The sequence below is a fragment of the Rhizobium sp. YS-1r genome, assembly GCF_000757525.1.
Lineage (GTDB): Bacteria > Pseudomonadota > Alphaproteobacteria > Rhizobiales > Rhizobiaceae > Neorhizobium > Neorhizobium petrolearium.
Window position 1 is genome coordinate 1 of sequence record NZ_JPYQ01000047.1, and the last position, 26,496, is coordinate 26,496.

General features: G+C 61.3%; 30 protein-coding genes. 16 read left to right on the plus strand and 14 right to left on the minus strand.

The features are described from left to right. A partial coding sequence (locus JL39_RS21565; protein ID WP_037155701.1) for an oligopeptide/dipeptide ABC transporter ATP-binding protein occupies positions 1–261 on the plus strand: 261 nt, incomplete at its 5' end. Between the two features lie 17 nt (positions 262–278). On the opposite strand, the gene JL39_RS21570 is transcribed toward JL39_RS21565, so the two are convergent. Together JL39_RS21570 and JL39_RS31200 are read right to left on the minus strand one after the other, a co-directional pair. Then, a complete protein-coding gene (locus tag JL39_RS21570) occupies positions 279–803 on the minus strand; it encodes a HEPN domain-containing protein (protein WP_037155703.1) in 525 nt (174 codons plus the stop codon). Next, positions 803–1,153 carry a nucleotidyltransferase domain-containing protein gene (locus JL39_RS31200; RefSeq protein WP_081952937.1) on the minus strand — a complete coding sequence of 117 codons (351 nt, stop codon included), beginning with the start codon at positions 1,151–1,153 and terminating at the stop codon, positions 803–805. The genes JL39_RS21570 and JL39_RS31200 overlap by 1 nt, the downstream gene beginning before the upstream one ends. Positions 1,154–1,448: 295 nt before the next feature. Here JL39_RS31200 and JL39_RS21575 point away from each other — a divergent pair, with 295 nt between their 5' ends. The 9 genes from JL39_RS21575 (at position 1,449) to JL39_RS21615 (ending at position 11,194) form a co-directional block, all read left to right on the plus strand. Further along, the gene (locus JL39_RS21575; protein ID WP_037155705.1) at positions 1,449–2,402 is read left to right on the plus strand and encodes a sugar-binding transcriptional regulator; all 954 of its coding nucleotides are present in this window, start codon (positions 1,449–1,451) and stop codon (positions 2,400–2,402) included. A gap of 147 nt (positions 2,403–2,549) precedes the next feature. Beyond that, the gene (locus tag JL39_RS21580; protein WP_037155707.1) at positions 2,550–3,875 is read left to right on the plus strand and encodes a sugar ABC transporter substrate-binding protein; all 1,326 of its coding nucleotides are present in this window, start codon (positions 2,550–2,552) and stop codon (positions 3,873–3,875) included. Between the two features lie 148 nt (positions 3,876–4,023). Beyond that, positions 4,024–4,896: a sugar ABC transporter permease gene (locus JL39_RS21585; RefSeq protein ID WP_037155709.1), complete on the plus strand. Its 873-nt coding sequence runs from the start codon at positions 4,024–4,026 to the stop codon at positions 4,894–4,896. A 10-nt stretch (positions 4,897–4,906) separates the two neighbouring features. Further along, on the plus strand, positions 4,907–5,731 hold the full coding sequence (locus JL39_RS21590) for a carbohydrate ABC transporter permease (protein WP_037155711.1): 825 nt from the start codon (positions 4,907–4,909) through the stop codon (positions 5,729–5,731). A 12-nt stretch (positions 5,732–5,743) separates the two neighbouring features. After that, complete coding sequence (locus JL39_RS21595) at positions 5,744–6,748, plus strand: ABC transporter ATP-binding protein (RefSeq protein ID WP_037155714.1); 1,005 nt, start codon at positions 5,744–5,746, stop codon at positions 6,746–6,748. A gap of 223 nt (positions 6,749–6,971) precedes the next feature. Further along, entirely contained in the window at positions 6,972–8,453 is a 1,482-nt protein-coding gene (locus tag JL39_RS21600) for a mannitol dehydrogenase family protein (protein WP_037155716.1), read from the plus strand. A gap of 19 nt (positions 8,454–8,472) precedes the next feature. Next, positions 8,473–9,171 (plus strand): HAD family hydrolase, encoded by a 699-nt coding sequence (locus tag JL39_RS21605; protein ID WP_037156113.1) that lies wholly within the window; start codon positions 8,473–8,475, stop codon positions 9,169–9,171. A gap of 57 nt (positions 9,172–9,228) precedes the next feature. After that, entirely contained in the window at positions 9,229–10,815 is a 1,587-nt protein-coding gene (locus tag JL39_RS21610; protein WP_037155717.1) for an FGGY-family carbohydrate kinase, read from the plus strand. Next, positions 10,808–11,194, plus strand: a complete 387-nt coding sequence (locus JL39_RS21615; RefSeq protein WP_037155720.1) for an ester cyclase — start codon at positions 10,808–10,810, stop codon at positions 11,192–11,194. Before JL39_RS21610 ends, JL39_RS21615 begins: the two co-directional genes overlap by 8 nt. Positions 11,195–11,199: 5 nt before the next feature. Here the strand turns inward: JL39_RS21615 and JL39_RS21620 are convergent, their stop codons facing one another. The 3 genes from JL39_RS21620 to JL39_RS21630 all read right to left on the minus strand — a co-directional run bounded on the left by JL39_RS21620 (position 11,200) and on the right by JL39_RS21630 (position 13,112). Beyond that, the gene (locus tag JL39_RS21620) at positions 11,200–11,706 is read right to left on the minus strand and encodes a DUF2380 domain-containing protein (RefSeq protein WP_052183039.1); all 507 of its coding nucleotides are present in this window, start codon (positions 11,704–11,706) and stop codon (positions 11,200–11,202) included. Between the two features lie 75 nt (positions 11,707–11,781). Beyond that, the gene (locus JL39_RS21625) at positions 11,782–12,639 is read right to left on the minus strand and encodes a sigma-70 family RNA polymerase sigma factor (protein ID WP_037155722.1); all 858 of its coding nucleotides are present in this window, start codon (positions 12,637–12,639) and stop codon (positions 11,782–11,784) included. Then, positions 12,639–13,112, minus strand: coding sequence for a carboxymuconolactone decarboxylase family protein (locus JL39_RS21630; RefSeq protein WP_037155724.1), 474 nt, complete (start codon positions 13,110–13,112; stop codon positions 12,639–12,641). The genes JL39_RS21625 and JL39_RS21630 overlap by 1 nt, the downstream gene beginning before the upstream one ends. A 155-nt stretch (positions 13,113–13,267) precedes the next feature. Between JL39_RS21630 and JL39_RS21635 the strand changes: the two genes are divergently transcribed. Then, positions 13,268–13,981: a sulfate transporter family protein gene (locus JL39_RS21635; protein WP_037155726.1), complete on the plus strand. Its 714-nt coding sequence runs from the start codon at positions 13,268–13,270 to the stop codon at positions 13,979–13,981. Here JL39_RS21635 and JL39_RS21640 read toward each other — a convergent pair. Further along, complete coding sequence (locus tag JL39_RS21640) at positions 13,978–14,403, minus strand: VOC family protein (protein ID WP_037155729.1); 426 nt, start codon at positions 14,401–14,403, stop codon at positions 13,978–13,980. The two genes, JL39_RS21635 and JL39_RS21640, sit on opposite strands and share 4 nt — an antisense overlap. A gap of 89 nt (positions 14,404–14,492) precedes the next feature. On the opposite strand from JL39_RS21640, the gene JL39_RS21645 reads away from it, so the two are divergent. Further along, positions 14,493–15,077, plus strand: coding sequence for a TetR/AcrR family transcriptional regulator (locus tag JL39_RS21645; RefSeq protein WP_037155731.1), 585 nt, complete (start codon positions 14,493–14,495; stop codon positions 15,075–15,077). Here JL39_RS21645 and nth read toward each other — a convergent pair. Further along, positions 15,036–15,821, minus strand: coding sequence for an endonuclease III (gene nth, locus JL39_RS21650; protein ID WP_037155733.1), 786 nt, complete (start codon positions 15,819–15,821; stop codon positions 15,036–15,038). The genes JL39_RS21645 and nth overlap by 42 nt on opposite strands. A 36-nt stretch (positions 15,822–15,857) precedes the next feature. Between nth and JL39_RS21655 the strand changes: the two genes are divergently transcribed. Together JL39_RS21655 and JL39_RS21660 are read left to right on the plus strand one after the other, a co-directional pair. Then, positions 15,858–16,340, plus strand: coding sequence for a DUF2244 domain-containing protein (locus tag JL39_RS21655; protein ID WP_037155736.1), 483 nt, complete (start codon positions 15,858–15,860; stop codon positions 16,338–16,340). A 65-nt stretch (positions 16,341–16,405) separates the two neighbouring features. Further along, entirely contained in the window at positions 16,406–17,287 is an 882-nt protein-coding gene (locus JL39_RS21660; RefSeq protein WP_037155738.1) for a bifunctional helix-turn-helix domain-containing protein/methylated-DNA--[protein]-cysteine S-methyltransferase, read from the plus strand. On the opposite strand, the gene JL39_RS21665 is transcribed toward JL39_RS21660, so the two are convergent. After that, on the minus strand, positions 17,284–18,267 hold the full coding sequence (locus JL39_RS21665; protein WP_037155740.1) for a sugar-binding transcriptional regulator: 984 nt from the start codon (positions 18,265–18,267) through the stop codon (positions 17,284–17,286). The two genes, JL39_RS21660 and JL39_RS21665, sit on opposite strands and share 4 nt — an antisense overlap. A gap of 176 nt (positions 18,268–18,443) precedes the next feature. On the opposite strand from JL39_RS21665, the gene tal reads away from it, so the two are divergent. Continuing rightward, on the plus strand, positions 18,444–19,409 hold the full coding sequence (gene tal, locus JL39_RS21670) for a transaldolase (RefSeq protein WP_037155744.1): 966 nt from the start codon (positions 18,444–18,446) through the stop codon (positions 19,407–19,409). Between the two features lie 79 nt (positions 19,410–19,488). Here tal and JL39_RS21675 read toward each other — a convergent pair whose 3' ends face one another. The 6 genes from JL39_RS21675 to JL39_RS21700 form a co-directional block, all read right to left on the minus strand. Further along, a complete protein-coding gene (locus tag JL39_RS21675; RefSeq protein ID WP_037155746.1) occupies positions 19,489–20,784 on the minus strand; it encodes an MFS transporter in 1,296 nt (431 codons plus the stop codon). A gap of 75 nt (positions 20,785–20,859) precedes the next feature. Further along, a complete protein-coding gene (locus JL39_RS21680; protein WP_037155749.1) occupies positions 20,860–21,261 on the minus strand; it encodes a MarR family transcriptional regulator in 402 nt (133 codons plus the stop codon). Positions 21,262–21,307: 46 nt separating this feature from the next. After that, complete coding sequence (locus JL39_RS21685; RefSeq protein ID WP_037155752.1) at positions 21,308–22,141, minus strand: metal ABC transporter permease; 834 nt, start codon at positions 22,139–22,141, stop codon at positions 21,308–21,310. Further along, the gene (locus JL39_RS21690) at positions 22,138–22,998 is read right to left on the minus strand and encodes a metal ABC transporter permease (protein WP_037155754.1); all 861 of its coding nucleotides are present in this window, start codon (positions 22,996–22,998) and stop codon (positions 22,138–22,140) included. The genes JL39_RS21685 and JL39_RS21690 overlap by 4 nt, the downstream gene beginning before the upstream one ends. Then, complete coding sequence (locus JL39_RS21695) at positions 22,979–23,866, minus strand: manganese/iron ABC transporter ATP-binding protein (RefSeq protein ID WP_052183050.1); 888 nt, start codon at positions 23,864–23,866, stop codon at positions 22,979–22,981. The genes JL39_RS21690 and JL39_RS21695 overlap by 20 nt, the downstream gene beginning before the upstream one ends. A gap of 2 nt (positions 23,867–23,868) precedes the next feature. Then, the gene (locus JL39_RS21700; RefSeq protein WP_052183040.1) at positions 23,869–24,765 is read right to left on the minus strand and encodes a metal ABC transporter substrate-binding protein; all 897 of its coding nucleotides are present in this window, start codon (positions 24,763–24,765) and stop codon (positions 23,869–23,871) included. Positions 24,766–25,042: 277 nt separating this feature from the next. Here JL39_RS21700 and JL39_RS32220 point away from each other — a divergent pair, with 277 nt between their 5' ends. Beyond that, positions 25,043–26,407: a hypothetical protein gene (locus tag JL39_RS32220; protein WP_200883989.1), complete on the plus strand. Its 1,365-nt coding sequence runs from the start codon at positions 25,043–25,045 to the stop codon at positions 26,405–26,407. Positions 26,408–26,496: the final 89 nt, after the last annotated feature.

The window sequence follows — 26,496 nt, forward strand, 5'->3', positions numbered from 1 at the left end:
CGGGTGAGCCACCGGGTGGCGGTGATGTATCTCGGCGAGATCGTCGAGATCGGCCCGCGGGCAGCGGTGTTCGAGAACCCGCAGCATCCCTATACGAAGAAGCTGATGTCGGCCGTGCCGGTGCCCGATCCGTCGCGCCGCCGGATCAAGCGCAACATGTCGACCGACGAGATCAAGAGCCCGATCCGCCCCGTCAACTATGTGCCGCCCAAGCGCGAATACCGAGAGGTCTCACACGGGCATGTCGTCCAGGTGGGATAGGGGGGAGTTTTCGGATGTTAGGGGCCCTCCAGTTCCCCTAATAGGCTACTAGATGGCTCCAGCGCCCAGACTTCCCTGCACGTTTGAACAAATGTGGTCGCGTCTTCCGTGGTAGAGGCCGCTAGTTCATTGTCGACGCCTTCGACTAGGCCATAGTCAGAAATCATGCGGTCGGTTCGCGCCCGGTTGAGAGTCATACCCAAGTGTTCGAGGTCTTTTTGTTGGTTTCGAATAATCTTGCCAAAATGCTCGATGACATGGGTATGACTTTCGGGCGCATCGAGCTTCTTTCCAACACCTCCAGATGCCAGAATGACCGCTGTGGCGCAGTGGTACATGGCATAGTAGGCTGAGTGAACGCACGCATTCGGGGCCTGCTCCCACGCCGCAAGACGTTGAGCTTCCTTCAAGTGAATGATGCTTTTGGAGAATTCGAGACGGGCCTTGTGTTTACGCACCTCCTCACCAATGGGTGTCACAGGCTCCTTGCGAGGTTTGTTTGTCTTTTTCTTTTTCGGTGGATGACTGAGGTTTTTAGCCATTAGCGCAGCTCAATACCCTCTTCTTGGACGCTAATTGCGAGGGGAAGTGATCGTGGCCGGTCCAAAAAGTCTGGTGGCACAGAGAATGCCTGAATATCAACGCCGGCAAGTACGTGGGGATAAGCTAAATCGGAAAGGATATGATCGGTTGCTCGGCGGCTTTCATCATTCTCAATGAAAACAACTACATCGTAGTCAGAATTGCTCTTGGCATCCCCTCTGGCTCTTGAGCCAAATAGCTTGATGCTTTTAACGCGCGTTCCGAACCGTTTCTCAACATCCGCCCTAAACGACCGAAGGTGTTTAGCTGCTCGCTTGGATACCAATTGATCGAGTGAATGTTTGTGCATCGCGCTTCGTTCGCTCCTGCCGGCTTCGAACTAAGAATGTTCGCATTGAGTCCATTATTCTTATTAACAACATTCTTTAAGTTTGTTTCCAATCTTATGATCCGGAAAAGATGGCGCGGGGCCGATCGCGCCTGACAGCTTTCAGGATTGAGACGTCTGTTTGAATTGTCACGCGCAGGAAATAAGTGAATTTTCGATGCGTTTCTAGGGATACCCGGTTCCTATTATTGTTGTTCCAGCCGTTTGACAACTTCTCCGAAATCGTGGCAGCAACGCCGGGAGGAGAATTTCTGTCATGGCAAAACGGTCTGATACGCAAGGGCGGCTCGACGATGCAGCGCGGGCCGGTTGGCTCTATTACGTCGCTGGGCGCACCCAGGACGAGATTGCCGCGGCCATGAGCATATCGAGGCAGTCGGCGCAGCGGTTGGTGTCGCTCGCCGTGGCCGAACGGCTTATCAAGGTGCGGCTCGACCATCCGATTTCCGCCTGTCTGGAACTCGCTGAGGCCTTGAGGAAGAAATACGACCTCAAGCATGTCGAAGTGGTGCCGAGCGATCCGGCCGGTGTTTCGACTACGGTCGGGATCGCCGAAGCGGCTGCCGCCGAAATCGAACGCTGGCTGAAGCGGCCGGACCCGATCGTCGTCGCCATCGGCACGGGCCGCACGCTGAAGGCCGCCGTCGACCAGTTGCCGCCGATGGAATGCCCGCAGCACCGCATCGTGTCGCTTACCGGCAATATCGGCCCGGACGGATCGGCTGCCTTCTACAACGTCATCTTCTCGATGGCCGACGCCATCAAGGCGCGGCATTTCCCGATGCCGCTGCCGGTTCTCTGTTCATCCGCCGAAGAGCGGGAGACCCTGCACGACCAGGCGCTGGTGCGCTCGACGCTCAAGCTCGGCGCACAGGCGGACGTGACCTTCGTCGGCATCGGTGAGCTCGGCGTCGATGGTCCGCTCTGCGTCGACGGCTTCCTCGGCAAGGAGGAGATGCTGAAACTGGTCGAGGGCGGTGCGGCCGGCGAAATCTGCGGCTGGGTCTACGATCAAGAGGGGCGGCTGCTCGGCGACGCGATCAACGACCGGGTCGCCAGCGTTCCCATCCCCTCGCGGGAGACATCCGCGGTGATCGGAATCGCTCAGGGCAAGAAGAAGCTCGCCGCGATTTCCGCCGCGCTCAAGGGGCATATCATCAACGGTATCATCACCGACGAGGTGACTGCGGAGCATTTGCTCGCTGACTGAGCAAAAATTATTCCTTGTCAAATCAATGGCATGCCCTATGTCCGTTGCAGTGCAGCGACGAAAGTCGATTGACTTTTTGTGACATTCTGTGAGTAATTGCTCACGAGCAAAGCGAATGCTCGCATCCAATCTTCTCGGGAGGAAGATATGACATTGAAGACGGTTTTGCTGGGCGCCTGCTCGGCGCTGGCGTTTGCCGGGATTTTTTCCACCGGGGCTTCGGCCGAAACTCTCACGATCGCGACGGTCAACAACGGCGACATGGTCCGCATGCAGGGCCTGACCTCGGAGTTCACCAAGGCCAACCCGGATATCCAGGTCAACTGGGTCACGCTGGAAGAAAACGTGCTCCGCGAGCGCGTCACCACGGATATCGCCACCAAGGGCGGCCAATACGACATCATGACGATCGGCAATTACGAAGTGCCGATCTGGGCCAAGCAGGGCTGGCTGCTGGAGCTGAGCGGGCTCGGCGACGCTTATGACATCGACGACCTTCTGCCGGCGATCCGCGGCGGCCTGACGGTGGATGGCAAGCTCTATGCCGCGCCGTTCTACGGCGAGTCGGCGATGATCATGTATCGCAAGGACCTGTTCGAGAAGGCCGGCCTTACGATGCCGGAAAGCCCGACCTGGGAATTCATCGGCGAGGCGGCCCGCAAGATCACCGACCGTTCCGCCGACATCAACGGCATCTGCCTGCGCGGCAAGGCCGGCTGGGGCGAGAACATGGCATTCGTCACGGCGCTTGCCAATTCCTACGGCGGCCGCTGGTTCGATGAAAAGTGGAACCCGCAGTTCGATCAGCCGGAATGGAAGGATGCGCTGCAGTTCTATGTCGACCTGATGAAGGATGCCGGCCCGTCCGGCGCCTCCTCGAACGGCTTCAACGAAAACCTGACGCTCTTCCAGCAAGGCAAATGCGGCATGTGGATGGATGCCACCGTCGCCGCATCGTTCGTGTCCGACCCGAAGAACTCGACGGTTGCGGACAAGGTCGGCTATGCGATCTTCCCGACCAAGGAAGGCGTCGACAACCACGGCAACTGGCTGTGGTCGTGGAACCTTGCCGTACCGACGTCATCGACCAAGGCGGAAGCGGCCCAGAAGTTCATCTCCTGGGCGACCAGCAAGGAATATACCCAGCTTGTAGCCTCCAAGGAAGGCTGGGCGAACGTTCCTCCGGGCACACGCACCTCGCTTTATGAGAACGAGGAATACAAGAAGGCGGCGCCTTTTGCCGAACCGACGCTGGCGGCCATGAATGCGGCAGACATCACCAAGCCGACCGTCAAGCCGGTGCCCTATACGGGCGGCCAGTTCGTGGCGATCCCGGAATTCCAGGCGATCGGCACGAATGTCGGACAGCTCTTCTCGGCTGTCGTCGCCGGCCAGTCCTCGGTCGACGATGCGCTCGCCCAGGCGCAGACCGCCACCAAGCGTGAGATGATGCGCGCCGGTTACATCAAGTAATCCTCCCGAGCATCGGCCGCCCGGTACCCCTGTCTCCCCGGGCGGCCGAAATCTCAGGTAAATCGCCGAAATAACAAGAAACTTGGAATCCTGCGTCCTTCTCATCCCGCAAAGAAAAGGCGCAGGGACTATCAGGGAGGGCGTCGACATGGCTACGCAGAACACCAAGACGTTGGCGCGCCTGATGATGGCGCCCTCCCTTCTGCTTCTTCTGATCTGGATGATCGTTCCCCTGGCAATGACGTTGTGGTTCTCGTTCCAGAACTACAATCTGCTCAACCCCGCCAATGTGAGCTTCGCCGGTCTCTTCAATTACCAGTTCTTCTACACCGATCCGGCCTTCTTCCAGTCGATCTGGAACACGCTTGTGATCGTTGGCGGCGTGCTCCTGATCACCGTCGTCGGCGGCATCGCGATCGCGCTCCTTCTCGACCAGCCGATCTTCGGGCAGGGGATCGTGCGTATCCTGGTCATTTCGCCCTTCTTCGTCATGCCGCCGGTTGCGGCGCTGATCTGGAAGAACATGATCATGCATCCGGGCTATGGCGTGCTGGCCGATATTGCTAAGTTCTTCGGCCTTCGCCCGATCGACTGGTTCGCACAATATCCGCTTTTCTCGATCGTCGTCATCGTCGCCTGGCAGTGGCTGCCGTTCGCGACGCTGATCCTGCTCACCGCGCTGCAATCGCTCGACAGCGAGCAGAAGGAGGCGGCGGAAATGGACGGCGCCAATTTCGTCAACCGTTTCATCTACCTGACGCTGCCGCACCTTGCCCGCGCCATCACGGTCGTCATCCTGATCCAGACGATCTTCCTACTTGGCGTCTATGCGGAAATCCTCGTGACCACCAATGGCGGCCCCGGTTACGCCTCCACCAACCTCGCCTTCCTGATCTACCGCACGGCGCTGCTCGGCTACGACGTCGGTGGAGCCTCGGCGGGCGGCATCATCGCGGTCATACTCGCCAATATCGTCGCGATCTTCCTGATGCGCGCGGTCGGCAGAAATCTGGACCGGTAGGAGCAAGACCATGGCACGTGCAGTCACCACAAGACACAAGATCACCGCCACGGTCTTTGCCTGGCTTGTTGCGCTCCTCATCTTCTTCCCGATCCTCTACACGCTGATCACCAGCATAAAGACGGAGCCGGAAGCGATTGCGGGTTTCAGCCTCATCCCATCCGGCACATTCGAGAACTACATCACGGTTCAGACGCAGCGCGACTACCTCAAGCCGTTCATGAACTCGGTGATCATTTCGGTCGGGTCGACCGTCCTGGCGCTGATCATCGCGATCCCCGCCGCCTGGGCGATGGCGTTCTCGCCGACCAGGCGCACCAAGGACATCCTGATGTGGATGCTCTCCACGAAGATGATGCCAGCGGTCGCCGTCCTGGTGCCGATCTACCTGATGTTCCGCGATTTCGGCCTGCTCGACAGCCGCATCGGGCTCACCGTCATGCTGATGCTGATCAACCTGCCGATCGTGGTGTGGATGCTCTACACCTATTTCCGCGAGATCCCCGGCGAGATTCTGGAAGCGGCGCGGATGGACGGCGCCGGTCTCTGGCAGGAAATCGTCTACGTGCTGACGCCGATGGCGGTGCCCGGCATCGCCTCGACGCTGCTCCTCAACATCATCCTGGCCTGGAACGAGTCCTTCTGGACGATCCGGCTGACGACCACCAATGCGGCGCCGCTGACGGCCTTCATCGCCTCGTTCTCCAGCCCTCAAGGTCTCTTCTGGGCGAAGCTTTCGGCAGCCTCCACCATGGCGATCGCGCCGATCCTCATCCTCGGCTGGTTCTCTCAGAAACAACTCGTTCGCGGCCTCACCTTCGGCGCGGTTAAGTAGGGGAAAAAAGACATGGGCAGCATAACCCTCAAAAACGTGTCGAAGGTTTTTGGCGAGGCGAAGGTCATCCCTTCGATCGACCTCGACATCACCGATGGCGAATTCGTCGTCTTCGTCGGTCCTTCGGGTTGTGGCAAATCCACGCTCTTGCGCCTCATTGCGGGTCTGGAAGATGTTTCCGGCGGCAATATCCTGATCGACGGAAAGGACGTGACGGCGGCAGCGCCGGCCGAACGCGGTCTGGCAATGGTGTTTCAATCCTATGCGCTCTATCCGCATATGAGTGTCAGGAACAACATCGCATTCCCGCTCAAGATGGCGAAGGCCGACAAGGCCATCATCGACAAGAAGGTTGCGGATGCGGCGCGGGTACTGAACCTCACCGACTACCTTGAGCGCCGCCCCTCGCAACTTTCGGGCGGCCAGCGCCAGCGCGTCGCGATCGGCCGCGCCATCGTGCGTGAACCGTCCGCCTTCCTGTTCGACGAGCCGTTGTCGAACCTCGATGCGGCGTTGCGTGGCACGATGCGTCTCGAGATCAGCGATCTGCACCATCAACTGAAGACGACGATGGTCTACGTCACTCACGACCAGGTGGAGGCCATGACCATGGCCGACAAGATCGTCGTTTTGAACCGCGGCAATATCGAGCAGGTCGGCTCGCCGCTCGACCTCTACCGCAGCCCTCGCAATCTCTTCGTCGCAGGCTTCATCGGCTCGCCGCGGATGAACTTCATCGAAGGCACCTATGCGCAGTCGAAGGGCGCCAGGACCGCCGGCATCCGGCCGGAACATCTTGGCCTGTCGAAAGACAGCGGTGTCTGGACCGGTACGGTGAAGGTTGCGGAACATCTCGGCGCCGACACTTTCCTGCATCTCGATGTCGATGGCATCGGCCAGATCACTGCACGATGCGACGGCGAATTCGGCGCTCAATATGGCGACCGGATTCATCTCACACCCGACGAGACCAAGCTGCATCGTTTCGACGACAAGGGGTTGGCGATCAAGGCCTGAGATTGTGACGAGGCTGCAAATGTTCGGTCGTCATGCTCGGGCTTGTCCCGAGCATCTGCAAACGATCCGATAGTCTCGACGCGGATAGATCCTCGGGACAAGCCCGAGGATGACGGCAAGGGAGTGCAACGTGCCGTTAAACCGGAGCCTTGCGATCGAGGTCGGAGTGTTGGTCTGATTTATCTGGCCTAAGATTTCTTGGGCCGCACCGGAGTATAAGACAATGACTGTGAAGCTTTCGCTGGCGAGCTTGAAAGACGCTGCGGCAACTGCCGCCGTGCCGGCCTATGATCCGAAGAACCTGACAGGCGGCATCGTGCATTTCGGCGTCGGCAATTTCCACCGGGCGCATCAGGCTGTCTATCTCGATGATTTGTTCAATACCGGCAAGGACCACGACTTTGCGATCATCGGCGCCGGCGTCATGCCGTCCGATGCAGCCATGCGCGAGAAGCTGAAAGCCCAGGATTTCCTGACCACCGTCGTCGAACAGGACAACAACAGGACCGCCGCCCGCATCACTGCGCCGATGGTGGATATCATTGCGCCCGACCAAAAAGAGGCGCTGATCGAAAAACTCGCCGATCCGGCGATCCGCATCGTTTCGATGACAATCACCGAAGGTGGCTATTTCATCGATGCCTCGGGCCAGTTCAACCCGGCCCATCCGGCGATCGCCGCGGATGCCAGCAACCCGCAAAACCCGGAGACCGTGTTCGGCCTTATCCTCGCCGGACTCAAGGAGCGCAAGGCGAGGGGAGTACCTCCCTTCACCATCATGTCCTGTGACAACATTCCCGGAAACGGCGAGGTCACGGAAAACGCCGTTATCGGCCTCGCCAGGCTTTCCGACCCGGACTTCGCCCGCTGGATCCACCAGAACGTCGCGTTTCCGAATTCGATGGTCGACCGGATCACGCCGGCCACCGGACAGCGCGAGATCGACATCCTCAGGAACGACTTCAATATCGACGACAACTGGCCGGTCTTCTGCGAAGAGTTCAAGCAATGGGTGATGGAGGACAAGTTTCCTGCCGGGCGTCCGCGGCTGGAAGAGGTGGGTGTCCAGTTCGTGCCGGATGTGGCTCCCTACGAGCTGATGAAGATCCGCATCCTGAACGGCGGCCATGCGGCGATCGCCTATCCGGCCGCTCTGCTCGACATCCATTTCGTCCATGAGGCGATGGAGCATCCGCTGATCCGCGCCTTCCTCGCGAAGCTCGAAACGGACGAGATCATCCCGATCATCCCGCCGGTGCCGGATACCAGTCTCAATGACTATTTCGCGCTGATCGAGCGCCGCTTTCTCAATCCGAAGATCGGCGACACCATTCCGCGGCTTGCCCAGGATGGTTCCAATCGCCAGCCGAAATTCATCCTGCCTTCCACGCGCGACCGCCTTGCCAAGGGCCTCGACATCGTCGGCCTCTCGCTCGTCTCCGCTCTCTGGTGCCGTTATTTCGCCGGCACATCGGACAGCGGCAAGCAGATCGCCTTCAACGATGCGAGTGCCGACAAACTGCATGCGGCGGCGTTGAAAGCCGGGGATAACCCGGAGGCCTTCCTTGCCTTCGACGAGATCTTTGGGGAAGTTTCGAATTCCGAGCTGTTTCGGAAGCGCTTCGCTCATGCGCTCGCGACGCTCTGGAAAGAGGGGACGGCGAAGACGCTCGAACTTTATCTTTCGGGTGAACTCGTCAAATAACGGGCAGGCAGGACACGTGCTGCAGACGGCAGAGCCATTGGTGATCTTCGATTGCGACGGGGTGCTGGTCGATAGCGAAACCGTCTCGATCCGCGTGCTGCTCGACGGGCTTCGCAGCAAGGGCCTCGAAATGGATGAGGCGGAGGCCTATCGCCATTTCCTTGGCCGCAGCCTCGGTACCGTCACACGGACCATACGCGAGGAATTCGGCATCGATGCCGACGAGGTGTTCCTTGAGGACATGCGCCATGAGCTCTATGCGCGCTTCCGTGCCGAGCTCAAGCCGATGCGTGGCATTGCCGAAACGCTGGATGCCCTGAGCTTCCGCCGTTGCGTAGCTTCCTCCAGCCAGCCGGAACGTATCCGCCTGTCGCTTTCGATCACCGGACTGATCGGCAGACTGGAGCCGAACATCTTCTCCGCCGCCATGGTGGCGCGCGGCAAGCCTGCACCCGACCTTTTCCTGCATGCGGCGAGCCAGATGGGCGCCGATCCGCAAAACTGCATCGTCATCGAAGACAGCCCCGCCGGCATTGAAGCGGGGCATCGCGCCGGCATGGCGGTCTTCGCCTTTGTCGGCGGTTCGCATGCCGGCACTCCCGGCTACCGGGAGCGGATCGACGCGCTTTCGCCGGAAGTCGTGTTTGACGCCATGCCGGATTTGATCCACCTTGTCCAAAAACATATAGAGGATCGCGGAGGATCGGCTTTCTGGTAACCGCGCTGCGCGTCGGGGCCGACTGAGGCGAACTTGAGGGACAGGAAACAAATCCGGATGCGTGATCACTTGGTTGCGGTCGACATCGGCACCGGCAGCGCACGCGCCGGGGTGTTTGACCGCAACGGGCATCTGCTCGCCAAGGCGAAGCACCCGATCCTGATGTTCCGCCCGAAGGAGAACCACGCCGAACACGATTCCGAGGACATCTGGGCCGCCACCTGCCGCTCGGTGCGGGAGGCGATGGCCGAGGCCGGCATTCAGGCTTCGCAAGTCGCCGCGATCGGTTTCGACGCCACCTGCTCGCTCGTCGCCCGCGACCGCGGGGGCGCGCAGCTTAGCGTCTCCACTAGCGGCAAGGACAGCCAGGACACGATCGTCTGGCTCGACCACCGGGCCATCAGGGAGGCCGACCAGCTTTCCGCTACCGGACACAAGGTGCTGGAATTCTCCGGCGGCTCGCTGTCGCCCGAGATGGAAATGCCTAAGCTGATGTGGCTGAAGAAGAACCTGCCGCGAAGCTGGGCGAGGGCAGGGTATTTCTTCGACCTTGCGGATTTCCTGACCTGGAAGGCGACCGGCTCACCGGCCCGCTCGCGCTGCACGCTGACGGCCAAGTGGAACTATCTCGCCCATGAGAATCCGGGCTGGAGTGCAGATTATCTGGCGCTTGCCGGTCTTGATGATCTTCTGGAAAAGGGCAGTCTGCCGGAAGATACGATAGGGGTGGGGACGAGCATGGGGAGGCTCAGCCCGCAGGCCGCCGAAGAACTCGGCCTCGATAGCGGCGTCCAGGTGGCGCCGGGCATGATCGATGCCTATGCCGGCGCTTTCGGGGTTCTTGGTGGCGTTTCCGGAGCCAGCAAGCTGGAAACCAGCGTCGCCCTGATCGGTGGTACGTCGAGCTGCATCGTCGCCTTCGCGAAGGATGCCAAGCCCGGCCGCAGCCTGTGGGGCCCCTATTACGAGGCGATCCTGCCCGGTCACTGGCTTGTCGAGGGCGGTCAGTCGGCGGCCGGCGCGCTGCTCGACCATATCGTCCGCATGCACGCGGCCGGCGGCGAGCCGACGGCGGAACTGCATGGCCGGATCATCGCCCGTATCGGCGAGCTGCGCGCCGAGAACGAGGGCGACATCGCTCCCAACCTGCATATACTGCCGGACTTTCACGGCAACCGCTCGCCGCTTGCCGATCCGCACGCGACCGGCGTGATCAGCGGGCTGACGCTCGACACGTCCTTTGACGGGCTCTGCAGGCTCTACTGGCGGAGCTGTGTGGCAGTCGCGCTCGGGATCCGGCACATCCTGGACGCGATCTCGGATTACGGCTACCGCTTCGAGATCCTGCATGTCACCGGCGGGCATGTGAACAACCCGCTGCTCGTCGAACTCTATGCGGACGTCACCGGCTGCAAGGTCGTGATCCCCGAAACCCGCGACGCCGTCCTGCTCGGCACGGCGATGGCGGCTGCGGTCGCGGGCGGCGTGCACGGCAGCCTGTTCGATGCCGGCCAGGCGATGGACGGTGGCGGCACCGAGCGGCTGCCGAACCCCGCCCGGACGGAGCAGTATGGCCGGGACTATCGGCGGTTCCTCGCGATGATCCGGCACCGGGAAGAGTTGCGGGGGATTGGTGATGAATGAGACCGAGCTTTCCGGCATCTACCGCGCATACATTGCCTGCCTGAATAGCCAGGACTGGGACAGCCTCGATCGCTTCGTCGATGATGAGGTTATCCACAATGGCCGGCAGCTCGGCATTTCCGGTTATCGGGATATGCTGACACGGGACTTCGAGCAAATTCCGGACCTGCATTTCGACATCGAGCTGCTCGTGTGCGATCCGCCGCATGTGGCGAGCAGGCTTGCGTTCGACTGCACGCCCAAGGGGACGTTTCTCGGCCTCGACGTCCATGGGAAGAGGGTGGCGTTTGGCGAAAACGTCTTCTACCGGTTTCAGGCGGAAAAGATCGCGGAAGTCTGGTCGGTCATCGACAAGGCGGCCATCGAGGCTCAGCTTTAGCCGCTCTACGGCAGGATCCGGTTCGTCATCAGCCATTTCACGGAGCGGGGCCAGGCGTAGTTCGCGCCCATGCGCAGATCGGTGAAACCCACCGAAACGGGCTTGCCGGTTTCAGCGTCAAGGATGCGGATGAACATCGTATGCTCGGTCCGGTTGACGCGGGTGACGACGCCCAGCAGAGCAAGGGACGCGCCGTGCTCCTTGGCAATCTTGCCTTCACAGCCGCCACAGTTGCGCAAACCGTGCGGCGCCGCCGGCTGCTCATTCCCGGCCTGCGCCTCTATGATCGTGAAGCGCCCCGATTGGGAGAGCATGTCCTTCGCAACCCGAGCGGATTCGGACAGATAGCGCCTGTCGTGTTCATCCGGTGGGATTATTCCCGCTCCGGCGCTCTTATCTTCCAGTTCGAAGGGAAATACCTCGATCGACATCCGCTTTGTCTGCTCGGCCTGCGCAAATGCGCAGGTGCCAGCAAGCAGCGTCATCAGGACAGTCAATATGCGAAGGCGCATGGTCTCCTCCCGTCCATGTGGCGGCGATCATACACGGTCTGAATGCCCAAATCACGTTCAAAGCAGAGAGGGCTGCTAATGCAGATGTCTCAGCTTGTCCGGGTTGCGCACCACATAGATGGCCGTGATCTTGCCGTCCTCGATGTCGAGCGCGGTCGTCTGGAGTTCGCCATCCGCCTCCAGCGTGACGAAACCGGGCAGGCCGTTGACGAATCCAGCGCGCACCAGTTTCGAACCGTGCTTCTGGAAGAGAGCCGCCAGATTTTCGTGCAACTGCATCACGGCATCGAAGCCGAAGCTGGGCTTCACGGCTGCCGGGCGTTTGCCGCCGCCATCCGAATGAACGCTGACATCGGCCGCCAGCATCGCGCCAAGCGCCTTCATGTCGCCACTGCGCGATGCCGCATAGAAAGCCTCGGCAAGCTCGACACCCCGCTTCTTGTCGATCTGGAAGCGGGCTCTCGCCTCGCGAACGTGGGTGCGGGCACGGGTGGCGAGCTGGCGGCAGGCGGCTGCGTCACGCTCGATGGTCGCCGCGACCTCCTCGAAGCCGAGACCGAACACGTCATGCAGCAGGAAGGCCGCCCGTTCGAGCGGCGACAGGCGCTCCAGGGCCAGCATCAGCGGCAATGTGACGTCCTCCTCTTCATCCTCCTCCACCACGGGGTCGGGAAGCCAGGGGCCGACATAAGTCTCGCGCTGGCGTCGCGCTGACTTCAACTGGTCGAGGCAGAGGCGCGTCACCGTGCGGCGCAGGAACGCTTCCGGCTCGCGCACTTCGCTCCGGTCGGCCTTCATCCATCGGATGAAGGCCTCCTGCAGCATGTCCTCCGCATCGGCCACTGATCCGAGCATGCGGTAGGCGACACGCATGAGTTTCGGACGCAGCGGATCGAAGCTCGCCGCTGCATCCTCTTGGCCAAGATCCGCCATCACGCGGCCACGTCCGCCTGGGCGGCCTTCGCGACTGCGGGTTCGACCCAAAGGCCGAAGCCGACCGCGAGGCGATTCCATCCGTTGATGACGTTGATCATCAAAGTGAGCTTCACCTGTTCCTCCGCCGTGAAATGGCCCCACAGGGCTTCATAGGCGCTTTCCTGTGCATGTCCTTCCGAAAGCCGGGTCAAGGCTTCGGTCCAGCCTAGCGCAGCACGTTCACGATCGGAATAGCAAGGCGCTTCACGCCAGGCAGACAGGAGATAGATGCGCTGTTCGGTTTCGCCCTGTGCGCGGGCTTCCGCCGTGTGCATATTGATGCAGTTGGCGCAGCCGTTGATCTGCGACGCGCGGATCTTCACGAGTTCGATGAGGCTCGGCTCGAGGCTCGCGGCAACATCGACCGATACTCCCATCCACTTTTTCATCAGCGCAGGAGCGGCGGAGAAGACATCAATCTTGGCAGTCATGGTCGGTTTCCTTCTGTTGGTTACGACACCATGACGAGACAGGATTTGCCGGTGTGACATGCCCCACAAAATTTTCTTGGTGGTGCCCCATCCGACTGACGCTTGCTCCGGCACCTTCCTGAACCTACATGTTTCCCGCTTAACTGGAGACGCCGATGATCCTCGACGCCGCACGCCTTTCGCTGATCAACCTTTTCGCGCCGGAGACGCGCGCGGTCTTCTGGAAGACGCTGGGGCTCACCATCCTAGTGCTCGTCGGCATCTGGTTCGCCTTGCGCGAGATTTTCATTCTCTACGCCTGGCCGTGGTTCGCGGCCTTCTTCCCCAACATGCCCGACTGGACCGGCTGGCTCACCCTGATTGCGGCGATTGCCGCCGGTATCGGTTTGGCGCTGGCGCTGGCGCTTCTGATCGCGCCGATCACGGCGCTGATCGCCGGTCTCTTTCTCGACGATGTCGCCGAGGTGGTCGAAAAACGCGACTACCCCAACGATCCGCCCGGAAAGGCGATGCCGCTCGGGGAGGCGGTCGCAAGCTCCATCAAGTTCCTGGGCGTCGTCATCGTCGGCAACATCATCGCGCTTTTCTTGCTGTTCATTCCCGGCATCAACCTGGTCGCCTTCTTCATGGTGAACGGTTACCTGCTTGGCCGGGAATTCTTCGAGTTCGCGGCGATGCGCTTCCGGTCGCCGCTGGAGGCCCGCGCCTTCCGCGCGAAACATGCCTCGACCGTGTTCATGGCGGGGCTCCTGATCGCCTGCTTCCTGGCGGTCCCGATCGTCAACCTTCTGACGCCGCTCTTCGCGGCCGGCCTGATGGTGCATCTCCACAAGATGATTTCGAAGCGCGATCCGGCGTTCAGGGGTTAGGTGGGCAGAGCGGATGTGTCGTAGAGGGCGGCAAATTCCGGGCTTGGCGGAATCGGCGTGATCACATCGATCAGCACGCCATTCGGATCGGCGGTGATGAAGTGCCGCTGGCCGAAATCCTCGTCGCGGAGGTCCTGCCGGATCGGCAGGCCGGCCGCCTTGAGGCGGGCGTAGACCGCGTCGACATCCTCCACTTCGAAATTCAGGATGAGACCGGAGACCTTGCCGCGGCCGCTTTCCGGGATCGTGTCATGACTGCCGTCGAGGATGGCGAGTGTTACGTGTTCGCTCTCCCCCGATTGCAGATGCACATACCAGTCTGCCGAAAACAGAGCCTCAAAGCCGAGGTGTTCGACGTAGAAGGCCGCCGTTCCGCCGACGTCGTCGGTCATGATGACGGGATAATAGCTGGTCGATTTCATAGCTTTCCCTTTCCGCGCACTTCAGATACATTCTGTCTGTATGTTTTATAGATACATTCTGTCTGTATGTAAACATGGGGAGAAAAAATATGGCGCGCAGCAATCGCGAACGCACGGACGCGACCCGAACCGCTCTTCTGGATGCGGGTAGGGCGCTCTTTATCGAGAAGGGATATGCGGAGACCGCAACGCCCGAGATCGCCGCGGCGGCCAAGGTTACGCGGGGTGCGCTCTATCATCATTTTCCTGACAAGAAGGCTCTGTTCTGGGCCGTGATCGAACGTGAAGCCGATCATGTCGCGGCAGATATCGAGGCACGCTCCGCGGAGGCTTTATCGGCGCGGGACGCTCTGCTGCAGGGTGCCTCCGCTTATTTCGATGCCATGGCGGCGCCGGGCCGAACGCGGCTCCTGCTGACGGAGGCGCCGGCCCAGATTGCGATCGATTCCGGGGAAGGCGAGGACCCCGCGGAAGCGGGCCTCAGGACGGGCCTTTCCCACCTGCTGGCCGGCTCGGACCTGCTCTCCCTGCTCGATCCGCTGACGGTGCTGATCTCGGCTGCTTTCGAGCGCGCAGCAATCGCCATCGATTGCGGCGGCAATCGCGAGGATTATGAAGCGGCGATCGCGGCTCTACTCGACGGCCTCGGCAACACCGATCACCTGCGGCGGTAGTTCGGCGAGCGGTGCCGGCACGTCGCAGGTCTTTTCGGGCGAACGACAGAGGTCGGCGATGATGCAGCGCTCGCATTCGGGCTTTCGCGCCTTGCAGGTGTAACGCCCGTGCAGGATCAGCCAGTGATGCGCGCGGAAGAGATAGTGGTCCGGAATGACCTTGAGCAGGTGCTGTTCCACCTCGTCCGGTGTCTTGCCGGGGGCCAGCAGCAGCCGGTTGGCGAGCCGGAAGATATGCGTGTCGACGGCGATCGTCGGGATGCCGAAGGCCATGGACATGACGACATTTGCCGTCTTGCGGCCGACGCCGGGCAGCCGCATCAGCTCCTCGCGGGTCTTCGGCACTTCGGAACCGAACTCATTGATCAGCATGCGCGACAGCGCAATGACGTTCTTTGCCTTGTTGCGGTAGAGCCCGATCGTCCTGATATATTGAGTGACGCCTTCCTCGCCGAGTGCCAGCATCTTCTCCGGCGTATCGGCCACCTTGAAGAGGGCCCTTGTCGCCTTGTTGACGCCCGCATCGGTCGCCTGCGCCGAGAGCGCCACGGCAACCACCAGCGTGAACGGATTCACATGCTCCAGTTCGCCCTTCGGTTCCGGCCGCTGCACGGAGAAGCGGCGGAAGATTTCCTCCAGCTCCGCTTTCGAATAGGCGGATCTGAAGCGCTTCGGCTTGCGTGCCGACGCGTGATTTGACTTTTGCAAGGTGCTGGTGCTGGATTTGGGTTTCGGAGTCGCCATATCCCTGTATAGCCAGCCTGTCCGAAGGAAAGCAACGTGGACGTTTGCAACGATCAACCCGTTTTTGCCGCCGAACTCACGCCGCATCGCTCGCTCGGCCGGCGCGGTTTGCATGTCGTGCTCATGCTGTCCGGCAGTATCTGTTTCCTTTACGGCGCCTTCTTTCTGATCACCGGTGCATGGCCGATCGGTTTCTTCTTCGGGTTCGATTTTCTCCTGCTCTATTTCGCGCTGAAGATGAGTTATCGCTCCGGCCGGGCGCGGGAGGAAGTGATGGTCTCGCGTACCCATCTGTCGATCAGGAAGTTCTCGCCGGCCGGCCGCATGGTGGAGCATTGCTTCAATCCGTTCTGGGCGCGCTTCCGCGTCAATCGTCACCAGGAGTTCGGGATCACCTCCATGTATGTGACGGGCGAGGGACGCTTCACGGATATCGGTTCGTTTCTCAATCCGGACGATCGCGAGAGTTTTGCGAAAGCCTTTCGGGGCGCGTTGGCAACTGTCAAACAAAGGTTATGATCCGGCAAGAAACGGGTGGTTTCGGCGAAGCCGAAGGGACATTTATGAGCGAAAGGAGAGATGTCATGAACGCTTTTGCTCAGATCACTCAGCCCGTCATCGACGTGACGCCGGAGGATTCCGATTACGAGACCGTCCGCCGTGTCATCGAGCTGATCACGCTCGACTACCGCGACCAGCCGTCGCTTGAAACCATCGCCGCAGAACTCGGCCAGTCGCCCACCCAGCTCCAGAAAGTCTTTACCCGCTGGGCCGGCCTCTCGCCGAAAGCTTTCCTGCAGGCCGTGACGCTCGATCATGCCAAGCGCCTGCTCGGCAAGGAGGAGATGCCGCTGCTCGAAGCTTCCTACGAGCTGGGCTTGTCCGGCCCCGGCCGTCTGCACGATCTTTTCGTCACCCACGAAGCCATGTCGCCCGGCGAATGGAAGGCACGCGGCGGCGGCCTGACGATCCGTTACGGCTTCCACCCGTCGCCTTTCGGCGTAGCGCTCGTCATGGCGACGGATCGCGGCCTGTCTGGGCTTGCATTCGCCGATCTTGATGGGGAAAAGGCCGCCTTCGAGGACATGGCCCGTCGCTGGCCGAATGCGGCGTATATCGAGGATCAGGAGGCGACCGCGCCCTATGTCAGCCGTATCTTCGATCGCTCGCAATGGTCCTGCGATCAGCCGCTCAAGGTCGTTCTGATCGGCACGGATTTCCAGGTGCGGGTCTGGCAGAGCCTGTTGAAAATCCCGTTCGGCAAGGCGGTCACCTATTCGGATGTCGCCTGCGATATCGGCCAGCCGACCGCGAGCCGCGCGGTCGGCGCCGCGATCGGGGCCAATCCCGTCTCCTTCGTCGTACCCTGCCACCGGGCGGTCGGAAAAAGCGGCGCGCTCACCGGCTACCATTGGGGGCTCACCCGCAAGCGGGCGATCCTCGGCTGGGAAGCGGGGAATGCCTAAGCCTCTCCGGCCAGTCTCAACAGTTCCCTCGCCCCCGTCTCGTCGGTGATCAGCGTATTGCAGCCGATGCGGCGGATCGTGGCGCGGATGGCGACGGCGCGGTGTGCGCCGCCGGAGGAAAGCACGATGTGCTTTGCCTTTTTCAGCGTGTCGAGGTCGATCGACATTACCCGTTCGTTGAGCTTGTGATCGACCGAGTTGCCTTCAGCGTCGAGGAAGTTGAACATGGTGTCGCAGACGCAGCCCGCTGCGATCAGCCGGTCGAGTTCCGCCTTGGAGATAAAACCTTCCGAAAGCGAGGTGGAGTGCGGACCGATATCGCCGCAGCTCACCACCGCGAGGTCGAGGTTTTCGGCAAGGTCGTAAATGGTGTTCAGCCCGCATTTGTCGATCAGCGCCCGCTTGGTGGTGACCGAGTCGACCAGCAGCGGCGCGAGGAACATGTAGCATTCGGCGCCAAGATGGCCCGCGAACCGCCATGTATAATCGATCGGGTTGGTCTGGTGCACGGCGACGATGCCGCCAAGCAGCGAGACGACCTTGCAGTTCTCGCGCCTGGGCGGGCGGAAGCTCGACAGCGAGGCGGTCATGGTGCGGCCCCAGCCCACGCCGATCGTCATGTCATTCTGTATCACTTCGGAAAGGAACTGCCCGAGCGCCAGGCCGACGGCGCTTGCCATCGCCGTTGCGCTCTCGTCGCGCGGCGCCGGGACCACGATCGCCTCGTCCAGCCCGTATGCCTTTTCCAGCCGGGTTGCGAGCTCGACGCAGGTGTCGATGCCCTCGCTGATCCAGATCTGCACTTCGGAACGTTTCATCGCCTCGTCGAGAAGGCGGATCACCGTCGATCGGCTGATGCCGAGCCGTTCCGCGACATCTTTCTGTGTCAGACCCTGGTTATAGTAGAGCCAGGCCGCGCGCAGCCTCAGCGAGCCGGCTTCGGAATAGGCGGTGTGGGTCTCGCGTCTGAGCTTGGCCAATGGGCCTCCGGCGGGCATGGTTCAATATCCGACGATATTGGCTCATGTGAAACATATGTCAATTCCGAAGGGCAAATGTCTTGACTTCCCGGCCGCCGAGGGACGATAGTCCCTGAGGGTGCGCTGGGAGCAAAATTGCGCCTGAAGCGTTAAGATTGATATCGAGGATTACCCGGATGACGTCGAAACTAGAGCAACTTCGTTCCATGACCACGGTCGTCGCCGACACCGGCGATATCGAGGCGGTCGCCCGCCTGAAGCCCGTGGATTGCACCACCAACCCCACCATCGTGCTCAAGGCGCTCGGCACGCCCGTTTTCGCCGACAAGGTGAAAGAAGCGATCGCCTGGGGGCGCAAGCAGGGCGGTCAGGAAGAAGCGGTCGTGTCCGCCGTGGCCGACCGGCTCGCGATCGACGTGGGCGCCGCGCTTGCCGGGATCGTGCCCGGTCGCGTCTCGACCGAGGTCGATGCCGACCTTTCCTTCGACACGGAAGCATCGATCGCCAAGGCACGCTCCATCATCGCCGCCTATAAGGAGCGCGGCATCGACCGCGACCGCATCCTGATCAAGCTCGCCTCCACCTGGGAAGGCATCCGCGCAGCGGAAGTGCTGCAGACGGAAGGTATCGACTGCAACCTGACGCTTCTCTTCTCCATGGCCCAGGCGATCGCCTGCGCCGAGGCCAAGGTCTTCCTGATCTCGCCCTTCGTCGGCCGCATTCTCGACTGGTACAAGAAGTCGACCGGCCAGGATTATACGGCCGAAACCGATCCGGGCGTTCTCTCCGTCCGGCAGATCTACAATTACTACAAGGCGAACAATATCAACACGATCGTCATGGGTGCCTCCTTCCGCAATGCCGGCGAGATCGAAGCGCTGGCCGGTTGCGACCGGTTGACGATCAGCCCGGCGCTGCTCGAGGAGCTTGACAAGGATACGGGCACGCTGACGCGCAAGCTTTCGCCCGACACGTTCAAGGCCGAGCCGCTCCAGTCGCTCGACGAGAAGACGTTCCGCTGGATGCTGAACGAGGACCAGATGGCGACGGAAAAGCTTTCCGATGGCATCCGCCTTTTCGCCAAGGACCTCGTGGCGCTGCGCCAGATGGTCCGCAAGGAGCTGACGCTCGCGGCTGCGTGATCGTTTCGACAGGCTTACAAGCAGAAGGCCCGGAGCGATCCGGGCCTTTTTCACAAGGTGAGGGCAATCAATCAATGCCTTATGCCGCCTGCGGCACCATGGTCGCGGAACCCGGCTTCTTCAGCAGGAGAACCGAGATCGCGGCGATCATGCACATCACGCCGGCGATCTGCAGGGCGGGCATATAGGTGTTGAAGTCGCTCTTGAAAAAGCCGGCGCCGAAGGCGGCTGTGGCAGCCCCGATCTGATGGCCGGCAAATACCCAACCGAAGACGAGGCCGGCCTTCTCGCGGCCGAACTTTTCGGCGGCGAGCTTCACGGTCGGCGGAACGGTCGCCACCCAGTCAAGCCCGTAGAAGATCGCGAAGACCGACAGTTCCACGAAGCTGAAGCCCGAGAGGGACAGGTAGATCAGCGACAGGCCGCGCAGGCCGTAGAACCAGAAGAGCAGATAGCGGTTGTCGAACCGGTCGGAGAGCCAGCCCGCGAAGATCGTGCCGAAGAAATCGAAAATACCGATCACCGCGAGTGTGCTGGCGGCCGTCACGGCGGCCATGCCGAAATCGCCACAGATCGAGATCCAGTGGGTCTGGATGAGCCCGTTCGTCGAAAGCCCGCAGACGAAGAACGTGCCGAACAGAACCCAGAAGACCGGGTTGCCGGCGACGCTGTAGAGGGTGACGAGCGGGGAGGCAAGCGTCGCGAGCAGCTTGTGGTCCTGCTTCGGCGGCTTCGATACTGCCGTCTCGCCATATGCCGGCAGTCCGACGTCGGCGGGATGATCGCGCATCAACAACAGGACCAGCACCATCGCGGCGGCGATGACTGCAACGGTCAGCGTCAGCGCCGAGCGCCAGCCATAGGCTTCGGTCATCGCGGCCAGAAGCGGCAGGAAAACGAGCTGGCCGGTGGCGTTGCTTGCCGTCATCAGCCCGATGACGAGGCCGCGGCGCTTGGAGAACCAGCGGGTCGCGACCGTCGCTCCCAGGACCAGCGCGGTCATGCCGGTGCCGACGCCGATCACCACGCCCCAGAGAAGGACAAGTTGCCAGACCTCTGTCATGAACAGCGAGACGACGATGCCGCCCATGATGAGCGCCAAGGCTGTCGCCACCACCTGCCGGATGCCGAAATGGTTCATGAAGGCGGCGGCGAAGGGGCCGAGCAGGCCGAAGAGCACCAGGCGCACGGCCATGGCCGACGAGATGTCGGCAATGTCCCAGCCGAATTCCTGGTGCAACGGCTGGATCATCACGCCCGCCGACCCCATGGCGCCGGCGGTTGCCAGCATGGTCAGGAAGGTGGTCGCGGCGACCATCCATCCGTAGTGGAGGTCTCTGCCGGCCATCCATCGTGCGGCGCTGGTGGAGATCATGTCTAGTCCCTTTCCTGATCCTTGCCGCATCCGCAGCAGATAATTCGGGTATATGCCCGCTTTAGAATATAAAAATCAGAGCTCCTTGAGCAGCTCCAGCAATTGTTTCGTCTTTTCCGGTCCAAGCCGGTCCTCGATATCCTCCTGAACGCCGTCCCAGAGGGGGGCGCCTTGCCGAAGCAGGTCGTGGCCCCTGTCGGTCAGCGTCAGCATCGCTTCCCGCTGGTCTTCCCCGTGGCCTATCGTGACGAGACCCATGCGCTCCAGCACTTTCGTGTTGCGGCCGACGGTGGAGCGGTCAAGCTCCACCTTGCCGGCAAGTTCGGTAAGCGAGACCGGCTCCAGCCGCCTGATGTTGCGGAGCAGGCTGAACTGGCCGATGTTCACGCCGAGCGGCGCCAGTGCCTCGTCATAATAGGACGAGACCTTTCGAGAGGCTTGGCGCAGCACAATACAGTGGCAGGTTTCGCTTGGCATGCATGCGGGTATATACCCACAGTGTGATTTGCGCAAGAGGGCTGATTTACACTGTCGCCCGCGCCTTGATCGTCGTTTTGACGAATGCTCCGATGAACAGTGCCGTCATCAGAAGCACGATGGTCGGGGCCGGTGCGCTGTCGAGAAAGAAGCTGATATAGATGCCGGCAAGGGAACAGCCGGCCGCGATGGCAACTGCCGTCAGCAGCATCGGGGTGAACCGCCGGGTGAGGAGAAAGGCGATTGCGCCAGGAGCAACCAGGAGCGCCACGGAGAGGATGATGCCGATCGCCTTCAGCGCGCCCACCACCGTCAGCGAGAGCACCGCAAGCAGGCCGTAATGCAGGAGTCGCGTCGGCAGGCCGATTGCCCGGGCGTGCTGCTCATCGAAGGAATGCACCAGCAGATCCTTGCGGAAGATCACCAGGAAGAGCATGGCCGCCAGCGCGATGAGGCCGGTTTCGACCAGATCCGATGGCAGGATGCCGAGCATGTCGCCGAACAGGATATGGTCGAGATGCACATCGCTCTGCACTTTCACGAAGAGCACCAGCCCCAGTCCGAACATGCCGGAAAAGACGATACCAAGAACGGTATCCTCCTTGATGCGGCTGTTCTCCTTCAGAAAACCGGTCGCGAGCGCACAGATCATGCCAGCCACGAACGCGCCGACCGAAAGCGGGATCGACAGGATATAGGCGATCACAACGCCCGGCAGCACGGCATGCGAGACGGCGTCACCCATCAGCGACCAGCCTTTCAGCACCAGGAAGCAGGAGAGGATCGCCATCGGCAGCGCGATCATCAGCGTGACGATGAAGGCACGCTGCATGAAATCGATCTGGAAGGGGAAGGTTGCGAGGTCGATGAAGTCGCTCACGGCGTTTCCTCCAGGGTGCGGCGCAGCCGGCGGCGGGCAGCGAGCATGCCGTGCTTCGGCGCGAGCAGAAAGGCCAGCAGGAACAACGCGGTCTGCAGCACGACGATGATGCCGCCCGTGGCGCCGTTCAGGAAATAGCTCAGATAGGCGCCGACGAAACTGGTCGCGGCACCGATCGCAAGGCCCATGAGGATCAGTCTCTCGAACCGGTCGGTCAGCAGATAGGCGGTCGCGCCGGGCGTTACCACCATGGCGATGACGAGGAAGGCGCCGACCGTCTGCAACGCCGCGACGGTCGAGGCGGCCAGCAGGGTGAAGAACAGTATTTTGAGGAAGTCCGGGTTCAGGCCGATGGTGCGGGCGTGGTTCTCGTCGAAGAAAGTGACCATCAGGTCCTTCCACTTGAGCGCCAGGATGACGAGGCTGACGCCGCCGATGATGACGAGTTGCAGCGTGTCCTCCGGCGTGATGGCGAGGATGTTGCCGAGCACGATCGTCTGTATGTTCACCGAGGTCGGAGAGAGCGACACCATGAACAAGCCGAGGCCAAAGAAGGATGTGAAGATGAGCCCGATGATGGCGTCTTCCTTCAATCGTGTCCGCTGGTTGAGGAAGAGCATGGCGCCGGCCGCCAGTCCGCCGGAGATGAAGGCGCCGAGCGAGAAGGGGAGGCCGAGCATATAGGCGCCGGCAACGCCTGGAACGATGGAATGGGAGAGCGCGTCGCCGATCAGCGACCAGCCTTTCAGCATCAGATAGGCGGACAGGAAACCGCAGACACCACCCACCAGGGCGCTGACCCAGATGGCGTTCAGCATGTAGCTATAGGTGAAGGGTTCAAGAAGCGTCTGCAGCATCCGCCTTCTCCTTCGATTCACCCTTGCCGTTGCCATAGGTGACGAAGGGCCGTTCGTCGTCGCTGATGACCTTGATCCTTCTTTCGTCGGCATCTTCGTGAAGATCGGAGCCGCCGAGGACAAAATGGCGCAGCACGCCGCCGAAGGCCTTTTCAAGATTGGCTTCGGTGAACGTGTCCTCCGTCTTGCCATAGGCGAGCACCGTGCCCTTGACGAAGACGGTTCGGTCGCAGAATTCCGGCACGCTGCCGAGATTGTGGGTCGAGACCAGCATCACCCGGCCTTCGTCACGCAGCGCCTTCAAGAGCGTGATGATCTGCTCCTCGGTGGTTACGTCGACGCCGGTAAAGGGCTCGTCGAGCAGGATGACCTGGCCTTCCTGCGCGAGCGCGCGGGCCAAAAAGACACGCTTCCTCTGGCCGCCGGAAAGCTCGCCGATCTGGCGCTTGCGGTATTCCTCCATGTTTACTCGCTTCAGTGCCTGGGTCACCATCTCGTGGTCGCGGCGCGAAGGGATGCGCAGGAAGTTCATGTGCCCGTAGCGGCCCATCATCACCACGTCCTCGACGAGGACCGGGAAATCCCAGTCGACCTCTTCGGCCTGCGGCACATAGGCGACGAGGTTCTTCCTGAGCGCCTCCCGGGCCGGCATGCCGAAGATCTCGACGGAACCTTCGGCCAGCGGCACGAACCCCATGATCGCCTTGAAGATCGTCGACTTGCCGGCGCCGTTGACGCCCACCAGCGCAGTGACCGTGCCTTTCGGCACGGTAAAGGTCGCGTGTCTCAGCGCCGTCAGGCCGTTGCGATAGGCAACCGTGACATTGCTTACATCAAGGCCGGCGGCCTCGGGTTTCTTCTTGCCCATCATCACTGGGAGAGGCCTTTCGCGATGGTTTCCGTCGTTACGCGGAGGAGGTCGAGATAGGTCGGTACCGGACCGTCCGTCTCGCTCAGCGAGTCGACATAGAGGACGCCGCCATACCGGGCGCCGGTTTCGGAAGCGACCTGCCTGGCCGGCTTGTCGGACACAGTGCTTTCGCTGAAGATCACCTTGATATCATGCTCGCGCATGGCGTCGATGACGGCGCGCACCTGCTGCGGCGTGCCCTGGCTGTCGGCGTTGACCGGCCAGAGATAAAGCTCCTTGAGACCGAAATCGCGGGCGAGATAGGAAAAGGCGCCTTCGCTCGTCGCCAGCCAGCGGTGGTCTTCCGGAAGAGCGGCGAGTTCATCGCGGATCGGCTGGACCTGCGCCTTGATCTTATCGGTGTAGGCCCTGGCGTTGGCGGCATAGACATCGGCATGGGCCGGGTCGATTTCAGTCAGCCCCTTACGGATGTTCTCGACATAGATCACCGCGTTTTCCGGCGACATCCAGGCGTGCGGGTTCGGCTTTCCCTGGTAGGCGCCGCCGGCGATCGCCATGGGTTCTATGCCGTCGGAGACCGTCACGTTCGGGATATCGCCCAAATTGGTGAGGAACTTCTCGAACCAGAGTTCGAGGTTCAGGCCGTTGCGCAGCACCAGATCGGCATCGCGGGCGCGCAGGAGGTCGCGGGGTGTGGGCTGGTAGTTATGGATTTCCGCGCCGGGCTTGGTGATGCTTTCCACGTCGGCTACATCGCCTGCGACGTTCTTTGCCATATCGGCGATCACGGTGAAGGTGGTCACCACCTTCGGCTTTTCCTGCGCTTGCCCCGCCACGGGGAGGGAGAAGAGGGTGGCAGCCAGAGCCAGTCGAAGAACAGGATGGAAATATCTCATGAGCGGATCAAACCTTTTTTGCGACTAAGTCGCAATACCAAGTAACAAATATTTCTTGGTTGTCAACGCTATTGCAACTCATTCGCAACAAGGATGCATTTGCCGCGGGGTCATCGCCGGCCTTGGCCCGGACCTGCCGGGATCGGCGGCTGTTCCAAATTGCGTCGGCATCGGCTGCCGCGGGTTAAAGCTTCTTCAAGAAGAATGAGGGAATATCCCGCCGATATTCCATAGGTGTCCTGCGTAAGATGGAGTTGATTATGCCGGAGCTCGGCAAGTGAAGGGTCTGAAGTTCCGGTTTTCCAAGACGCTTGTCCTGATCATGGGCGGCATTGTGGTTCTCGGCGGCGGCAGCGGCACTGCGGCGGTCATCATCGGCACGGACAAGATTCTCGGCCCCTCCTACCGGGAGATCAATGGCCTCGAATGCACCGCTCTCGAAACCATCAAGATCAGGCGCGATCAGCGCTACTGGATCCGCAAATATGTGACCAGCGATCAGTCCGGCGATGGCGTCGCGCGCATCAAGACGGCGCTGCGTGTTGCCCGAGCGGTACAGGAAAAAGAGAAGGCTGATCTCGTCCAGGTGGCAATGATCGACAAGGCCGGCCCCCAGGACCGCGCCCGGATGCGTGGCCGCATGATCGGTGCGCAGGTCGTCTATATTCCTGATCTCAAGAAAGTGCCCGAAGGCGCCGACGCCGAGATCTATTCGGCCTATTATCTCGATGGTTCGCCCAATTCGAACGGCGAATATTACGGCATGCGCATCGACCTGCCGCTGGAAGACGTCGAGGCCCTCACTGCAAGCCTGACCGACAAGGCCGATTGCATTGATCCGGCAGCGGTCGCTCCAGCCGGTGAGCACGGAGCGCCAGCCGACGGACATGGAGAGAAAGCAGGCGGCGGTGGTCATGGTGAAGCCGGCGGACATGGGGAAACTTCAGACGGTCACGGCGCGCCGGCCGAAGGCCATGGCGAAGGAGGTGAAGCTGCGGCCGCGGAGAGCGGCGGATTGCTCAGCTCTATCACAGGGATGATCTTCGGCTCAGGTCACGAAGCCCCGGCGGAGGGCCAAATGGGCGAAGGCAGCGCCCATGCCGTGGCTCCGGCTAAGGCGCACGACGCACCTGCAGATGAACATGGCAAAGCCGCGGGGGAAGACCATGGCGATCAGCCTGCGCCCCCCGCAGAGACCAAAGCGGAAGGTCATGACAATCAGCCTGCCGGTCACATCGAGCCCATCTTGGCCCAGTCGAAAGAGAAAGAAAGTTTCTTCGCGTCGGTGAAGAACATGCTCTTCGGGGGCGGTGAAGACGAAAAGCCCGAAGCGTCTCATGACGAAGCTTCAGGCGATGCCCGGCCTGTCCCGGAGGCGTCTCTACCCGCGCCGCAACCCGGGACTGCTGTGGAAGGCGGCAAGAAATGGTCCAAGGGCACCGAGGCCGACGAAATCCGGTCCGGTCACGACTCCGCCGAGGCCGTTCATGCCGATGCGGCACCGTCTCCGGCAGGCGACGCCAGCGATGCGGACGCCGCCGGCGCCGCCTGGCTTGCGAAGCTCAGAGGGGAGGAGGCGGCGGCGGCGGCAAAAGCTGGTGGGGAAGCGTCAGAGGCTGGGTCGAAAAAGGACGTACACTAGGCTTTTGGGCATACCCCCTCACCAACAAAATCTAGCACTTAGCCATGCTAATGCTGATTTTGTAACCTCTCCCGCCAAGGGAGAGGTAG